The 6949-nt window shown below is 67.7% G+C and carries 3 protein-coding genes; 1 reads left to right on the top strand and 2 read right to left on the bottom strand.

Going from position 1 to position 6949, the window contains the following annotated elements; genetic code table 11:
- Positions 1–995, bottom strand: a 995-nt coding sequence (locus Adu01nite_RS09000) for an IS110 family transposase (RefSeq protein ID WP_203726096.1), incomplete at its 3' end; no start/stop codon positions are given.
- Between the two features lie 168 nt (positions 996–1163).
- On the opposite strand from Adu01nite_RS09000, the gene Adu01nite_RS08995 reads away from it, so the two are divergent.
- Positions 1164–2207, top strand: a complete 1044-nt coding sequence (locus Adu01nite_RS08995; RefSeq protein WP_239132247.1) for a lysylphosphatidylglycerol synthase transmembrane domain-containing protein — start codon at positions 1164–1166, stop codon at positions 2205–2207.
- A gap of 264 nt (positions 2208–2471) precedes the next feature.
- Here Adu01nite_RS08995 and Adu01nite_RS08990 read toward each other — a convergent pair whose 3' ends face one another.
- A complete protein-coding gene (locus Adu01nite_RS08990) occupies positions 2472–6941 on the bottom strand; it encodes an AAA family ATPase (RefSeq protein WP_203726095.1) in 4470 nt (1489 codons plus the stop codon).
- Positions 6942–6949: the final 8 nt, after the last annotated feature.

Genomic DNA, 6949 nt, shown 5'->3' with positions numbered 1-6949 from the left:
GTCAGGTCACCGGTCTCGGCCAGGATCACCGCCGCGCCGACCGTGGACAGTCCGGGGATCGAGGTCACCAGAGCGGTCAAACCCATGGCGTCGAGTACGCCGAGCATCCGCGACTGCACATCGCCCAGCCGTGCCCGGGTGTGCTGCCAGTCAGCCAGGACCAGCCCGGCCCGCTCCAGGGCGCCGGGCCGCTGGGCTCCCACCCCGCCCGGATCGGTCAACGCCGCGAACACGCCCCGCGCGATGCGGTGTGACAGCCGGGTCGCGGCGAACCGGGACAGCCGGGCCCGGGCCGCCGCGGTGAACGCGTCCAGACCCGCCGCGGCCAAGGCGGCCAGCTCCCCTCCGGTGTCGACGACCACGCTCAGGCAAGCCAGCCACGACGTGGACTCCAGCGGTTTGGCCGCGGCCGCCAGGGCAGCCGGCCAGCAACAGCCGAGCAGATCGGCGATCTGCTGCTGGCAGCTGGTCGCCTCGGTCACCAGGCGAGCCCGCCGGGCGCCCAGATGCCGCAGCCTCGCCCAGTCCGGCTCAGCACGTTCGGGCAGGTAGCAGTCGAGGCGGGCGATCAGCTTCCCGATCACCACCGCATCCTTGTGGTCGGTTTTGTCGCGGGTGTAGTCGTCGGCCTCCCTCGCCAGGTGCACCCGCAACGACTGCACGCACACGAACCCCATCCCGGCGTCGTCGGCCAGCTGCATCACCGAGCGCCACCGGTGCCCGGTCGGCTCACACCCGACCACCACCCGGGCGAACCCGTGCCGGCCGGCCTGAGCGGCAGCCCAGGCCAGCAAACCACCCAACGCGAACGCCTTCACCGTGACCGTCCGACGGCCCAGCACCCGACCATCGTGATCCAACAACGCCGCGACCTGCTTATCCTCACCCAGATCGATCGCCAGGATCGCCCGGTCCGAACGGATCACCGTCCGCAACGCCTCGATCCGGTCGTTACGCCGACGATCTCCCCGGGTCAACCCGCTACGCTGAACCACGAACGTCCTCCTCGATGGGTACTGGGACACCAAGCCCGCTTATCCCACCAGGGAGGACGTTCCTGATCTCAAACCCCTAAATCCTTCGAGGTCTTTCTACGTCACAGGGGGTGGCCGAATCTTGACGATGTTTGCCAGGATCGGCGAGTGCCCCCTGACCCGCAGCCCGTGTCACCCGCCCTCCGGTGGTGGCGACGGCTGCGACTGCCCCTGCTGATCGCCGCCGGCCTGGCGCTGGCGGCGCTGGGCTTGTGGGGCCGCATGCCCGACCCAAGAGATTTCCTGGGCGCCCTGACAAGCGCCAACTATTGGTGGGTGACGGCGGCGGCCGCCCTGCAGGCGACATCGCTGGCGGCGTTCGCCTGGCAACAGAGACAACTGCTGAGAGCTTTGGGCGTACGCCTGACAGCCCGCCGAGCAGCAGCGGTAACCCTGGCCCGAACCGCCATCTCCATCTCCATGCCGGCCGGCGCAGCGGTGTCGGCGGGTTACGCGGTGCGCGAGTACCAGCGGGGTGGCGTAAGCAAGGAGCTGTCCGCGGCGTCAATGATCGTCTCAGGCTTGGCCTCAATAGGAGGCCTGACCCTGCTGTATGTGACCGGCGGCTTGGCGGTCCTGGGCCGCAACCCGGCGTTGTTGCTGAGCCCTCGCCCGTTGGCGGTAGTGGCCGTCCTGGCAATCCTGACAACAGCCGCAATCCTGGCAGGCCGCCGCCTACCGGCCTTCAAGACCCGAGCAACCCGAGACGGCCGGGTGATCCGCTGGATCCGAGCGACCCTGACGTCGGCCCGCGACGCATGGCAGGCCGGCGCTTCGCTGCGGGCCCGCGACTGGATAGCAGGCCTGCTGTTCTTCGCCGTAAATTGGCTGACCGACCTACTGTGCCTGGCCGCAACATGCCGAGCGGTAGGCCTCCCGGTAGGCGTGACAACCTTGGCCGGCATCTACTTGGGCGTCCAGATAGTGCGCCAGGTCCCGCTGACTCCAGGGGGAGTAGGCGTGGTCGACACAGCCTTGGTGGCGGGCTTGACGGCGGCCGGCGCAGGCGCCGCGTCCGCAGTGGCGGCCGTCCTGATCTACCGCCTGATCTCCTGCTGGCTGCTGCTCCCAGTAGGAGGCCTGGCCGCCCTGGCCCTACGCCGCAACGACTTGCAGGCCCGCCGGATGATGCCCCGGTTCCACCGCCCCCGAAGGCGCGCAACCCGCCCATAGCCGGCGCCCGAGCTGTTGTGAGGGTTCAAGTCCCCCTCGACGCACACCAAATACCCATGCCGAGGTCAGTAGCGTGTTGAGCTCCCTGCCTCGACCCACGAGTCGCACCCTCAATGTTCCTCAGGTGGGCCGAGCGTGCGTACTCGAAAGCGGTCAGGGCGCTCGGGTCGGTTGGCAACGCAGTCTTCAAGGGAAGATCCTGAGCTGGCGACGGAGATCGCGTGCGCCCGGTCGAGCTGATCCATCGCGGTGGCCGGAGCGCCGTCAACCTCGCGGTCGGTACCGGAATGGCCACCCCGCACCTCGCCGACGCTTCAGGGCTTGGCGCGCTACCGCGCGGCATTCCTCGGCTCGGGACAGGCGTTGACGGTATGCCTGCGGCAAGTTGCTGCTCAGCGCCCGCAGGATGCGTACCGCCTCGTTGGCCGCGGCCAACGCCTGGTCCAGTCTGACTTCCAAAGCCAGCAGAAGTTCGGCCTGGCATCGCAGGTAGTCGCCAAGCTCGGCGGTCGACTCCGCCTCGCCGTCGGCGGCCAGTTCGCGGACAGTGGCCACACTCTCGGCCATCGCCGTGAGTGCCTCGTCGCCCCGCCGGCCGTCGGCTAGGAGAAGGGCAAGCCCGTGCAACGCATTTGCCAAACGGAGGTCGAACTCGCCTGGCCGGGCAACGCACAACTCGCGGAACACCTGCACGGCCTGACGCATCGTGCCCACAGCGTCGTCGCGCTCGTCTGTCTCCGACAGCGCCATTGCGTGGTCGTGAAGAGATTCAGCGAGCTCAGGTGCGTACCTCGGTGCCTCGGCCGCGAGGTTACGGTAGATGCCGACCGTCTCGGCTGCGATAACTAGGGCTTGATCGAAATGGTCCAGTTCGAGAAGGTATCGGCCGAGCAGGTGGAGTTCGTCAGCAAGTGCGGGGATTTGAGCTGGGTCGGTGGCCGCGACTCGACGGTAGACCTCGGCCGCCTCCGCCACAGATGCCAGCACGTCTTCGTGGCGCTCCTGTTCGGCCAGAATCACGGAGACGTTGTGCAGTGTTTGGGCGAGCGAGAGATCGAAGTCCGTGGAGCCGGTGGCGGCCAACCGACGGTAGATCTCCACGGCGTCGGTCAGACTCGCCAGTGCGTCATCGTATTGCCTGTTCTGAGCCAGGCGGAGCCCTCGACGACTCAAATCGCTTGCCCGGTCAGGGTCCGGCGTTGGCGACGGCAGGATGCTGTCGGACACGAGCTTGGCAGACGCGGCCTCAGGCCGCGGCGCGGCAGCGGCTTCGTTCTTGACTTGATCGATTGCCGCGGCGATCACGCGAGTCAGCTCCACCGGTGTTGGAGATTCAGAGGCCGGACCGACGCCGGATAACGACTCCACTGCGGCGGAATGGGAGCGGCTGGCCAACGGTGTGAGCTTCGCGCCGGTCCACTTGATCAACATGTAATCCGCGAACTCAGGGGTGATTTGTTCCAGGTAGGTGGCGAAGTTGGCTGTCACCGTGCGGAGGTTGTGCTCGTGTCCGCCTTCGGCGAAGCAGACGGCCGCATCGATCAGACGTTCGCCAGCCTCCTCCATCTTGCCATGCCGGTAGTAGGCGCGCCCGAGTGAGTTGTACGCCGCTCCGGCGCCGAGCCGGTCTCCCAACGCCTCGAATCGGTCGGCGGCTTCGGTGAACGCGGCCACTGCCGCGGCAAGATCCCCTCCCTCCAGCTCGACGTTCCCCAGGACGGCTTGCGCATTCGCGTAGGTCTGACCGTCTGTGGACAGCTTGGCCAGGGACACCGCTCGGCGGGCGGCCTCCCGCGCCTGAGGGATCTCCCCTTGTGCCGCCCTCGAGCGCGCCCGCACCTGGTAGACGTAGCTGAGCAGGCCTGGTCTGGTCTCCACCGACTCGTCCACACTGATCGCCGCCGCGACCTCGGCCAGTTGCTGAGGGTCCGTGGCGAGTTGGCTGGCGTAGTGGGCGATCTGCACCGCAAGCGCGGTGTCGGTGATCTCCGCGACTAGTCGCGACGCGGCGATCATGGACTGCCCAAACTTGTTCCAGTCACTGGTGGCCTCGGCCAACATCCCTTGGCTGCGCAGAAGCCGCGCCCGCAGGTCTGCCGACACCGGGCCGGCCGTTGATCGGATTCTCGCCTGTGCCAACCCCGTCCACCTGCGAGCCTGATCAAATTGGCGGTGCGAGAGCGCCAGTTCTGCCCGCTGAAGCGCCTCTGCCACCTCGACGCCGGGCTGCTGTGAGGCGGATCCGGTCAGGGTCGCGCACAGGTCCAGCGTCCACTGGCCGCGCTCGACCTCGCCGACCCGCAAGAGTTGCAGGCCGAACTGGCGGGCGTCATCGAACTGACGGTGATCGATGGCCAGGTCGGCCGCACGGTCGACCAACGCCACTGCCAGCCCTGGTTGCCCGCTGTCCCGCATTCGGGCGCGCACGGCGGCCAGGAACGCCAGCGCCTCGTCGTGGCTGACCGGGACAGCACCAATCTGTGCCCGCATCGCTCCGCCTAGCATCGGGTGGATCGCTCCGTGACTGTCCGCCAAACCCGCTGCCCGCAGCAGCGAGGTCGCCTTGGCCAAGATGGCCTCCGCCTCGTCGCCGTACATCTCACGCAACGCCTCGGCCAGCACCCACCAATCGACCACCGGACCGTGCAGCAGGATTTGGGGGATTACTCTGGCCAGCGACGGATGCCGCAAGCAATGCAGCGCGGGCCGGATCCGCTCGCCGTCCACGTCGAGATCAGCTGGAATCCCAGCTCCTTCCCGCAGCGCGTCGAGCATGGCGTCGGCCGCCGGGCGGCCTGGCCGAAGTCGGGCGACGTGTCGTGTCAGCATCGGGTGACCGGCTAGAAATGTCACAAGCGCGGTGAGGTGTTCCTCCGTAGCGAGGCGGGATTCGTCCGGGGCAACCGGTTCGTTGTGTCCGTGTACGGCGCGCACCAACGCCCATCGGTCATCGTTGTTCAATCCGGGCAGAAGTAAGGTGAAAGAGCGACAACTGGCCTGTAGCCAGGAGCTTTCCTGTCGGCCCGCCGCAAGGACGACCGAGATACCAGGCCGCAGCCGACCTACCAGCCCGGCCAAGCGACCTCGATCGGCATCGGTGTAGGCGCCGGCCGTTGGGAGGCCGCCGACCGGCGGTTCGGCGAGGTGGGTGTGGTCCCAGACCACGAGCCGTGGATGCTCGTTGAGTGCGTCGACGATACGCCGTTCGAGGAGATCGTCCGAAGGACGTGACACGGGCGGATCAGGTAGTGCCTGGGCCATCGTCCATAACACGTCGGAGGCGCCTGACTGCTGCTCGAAGTCGACCCACAGGGTCGGGCGGTGATCGCCGGTTCGGTCACGCCACCACTGGAATTCCCTCAGCAGCGCGGTCTTTCCCTGGCCGATGAGCCCGTGCACGAACACCAGTTGGGTGCCGGCGTCGACCGCGCGATCAAGCGCCTGTATCTCGTCGTCGTGCCCCACGAACCCTTCGTCTTCGTCCGGCGCGGCGGCGTCTGGGGTGAACGCCGGCGGCCAGATCACGACCTCTCCCCGCAGGTCGGCGTGCGTATCGTCGGCTCGGGTGTAGACGACCGGGATGAGCCAGTCCTTCACGGTGACCGTTCCGCCGATGCACGTCCGTTGCGCTCGCAGGTTCATCATCCGCCGGCTGCTCAGGGCTGCGTCCGCGGAGCCCGCCCCCTTGGCCAGGCAGCCGTAGAAAGCCTCGACAAACGGGGCGGCGGCGTCCCGGTGCAGGTTGTACGCCATCGCCGTGACCTCCTGAACCCGGGCGTGCTGCAGCAGACCGGTGGCCAGGGAGACGTACGGAAGCCCCGACGCGCCGTCCGCTTTCGCGGATCGGCAGGCGTTGATCACGATCGTGCGCGGACATCGGGCGCCGATGGCCTGCACCAGTTGCCGGGACGAACAAGGGCGAAGGTCACCTTCGGCGTTCGGTAGGAGCAAGTGTGCTTGCTCCACGCCGTCGGTGGTCATGCCCCACCAGCCGTGACAGTCGAAGTGCAGCACATCCCAGTGCCGCCCGCGCTCGCCGGTCGCGTCGGCGAGCGCGGCGAGGGTGGCGGGCCGGAGCAAGGTCAGTCGGATGTCACGCGACGCGGCCAGTTCGCGCCCGACAATGCGGTATGGAATGTCTTTGGCGACCGCTCTTGCCGTCACCAGCAGAACGTCAAGACCAGATTCGGAACGCGGCGCGTCCGGTTGATCGGGTCGAGCCACCGCACCGATGTACCACCGTTCCACCACTGCGGACAGGCCGATGGGTTCGGACATCTCGCCGAACAGTGCCTCCCATGGCCAGGCCAACACCGTCGGGTCATCTGAGAGCACCGCTATCCGATGACCGTCGAATAGCGTCCCACTCACCGCCTCGGTCAGCGCGGCGCGAGCGGATCGGGTGGAGAACAAATGGTGGAACACGTCCCGTCCCCAGTCGCGCAGCGCCTCCAACACGTACTTGGAACGGCGACCACCGGGTCCGGTCGGGTGATGCACATACTCTTCCAGGTACCAGGACAACGCATCGGCCAAGGTGGTTCCCTGTTCCGCCGGTACCGGCCAGGCTCGTGGCGGCGGAGCCGCGGCAGGGGGAGCCAGCGACTCACGGCTCACGGTGAGCATGAACGAGCCGTCATCCCCCGATCGCGGCACCAGAACCGACCGACGCCACCGCACCTCGAAGAACGGGTCGTCGCCCCGTCCAACCTGAGCGATCTCGAGTACCCCCACACCTTCAC

Source organism: Paractinoplanes durhamensis (assembly GCF_016862175.1).
GTDB lineage: Bacteria > Actinomycetota > Actinomycetes > Mycobacteriales > Micromonosporaceae > Actinoplanes > Actinoplanes durhamensis.
Note: the sequence above shows the minus strand (reverse complement) of the source record. Positions and strands in the feature narration are given on the sequence as shown.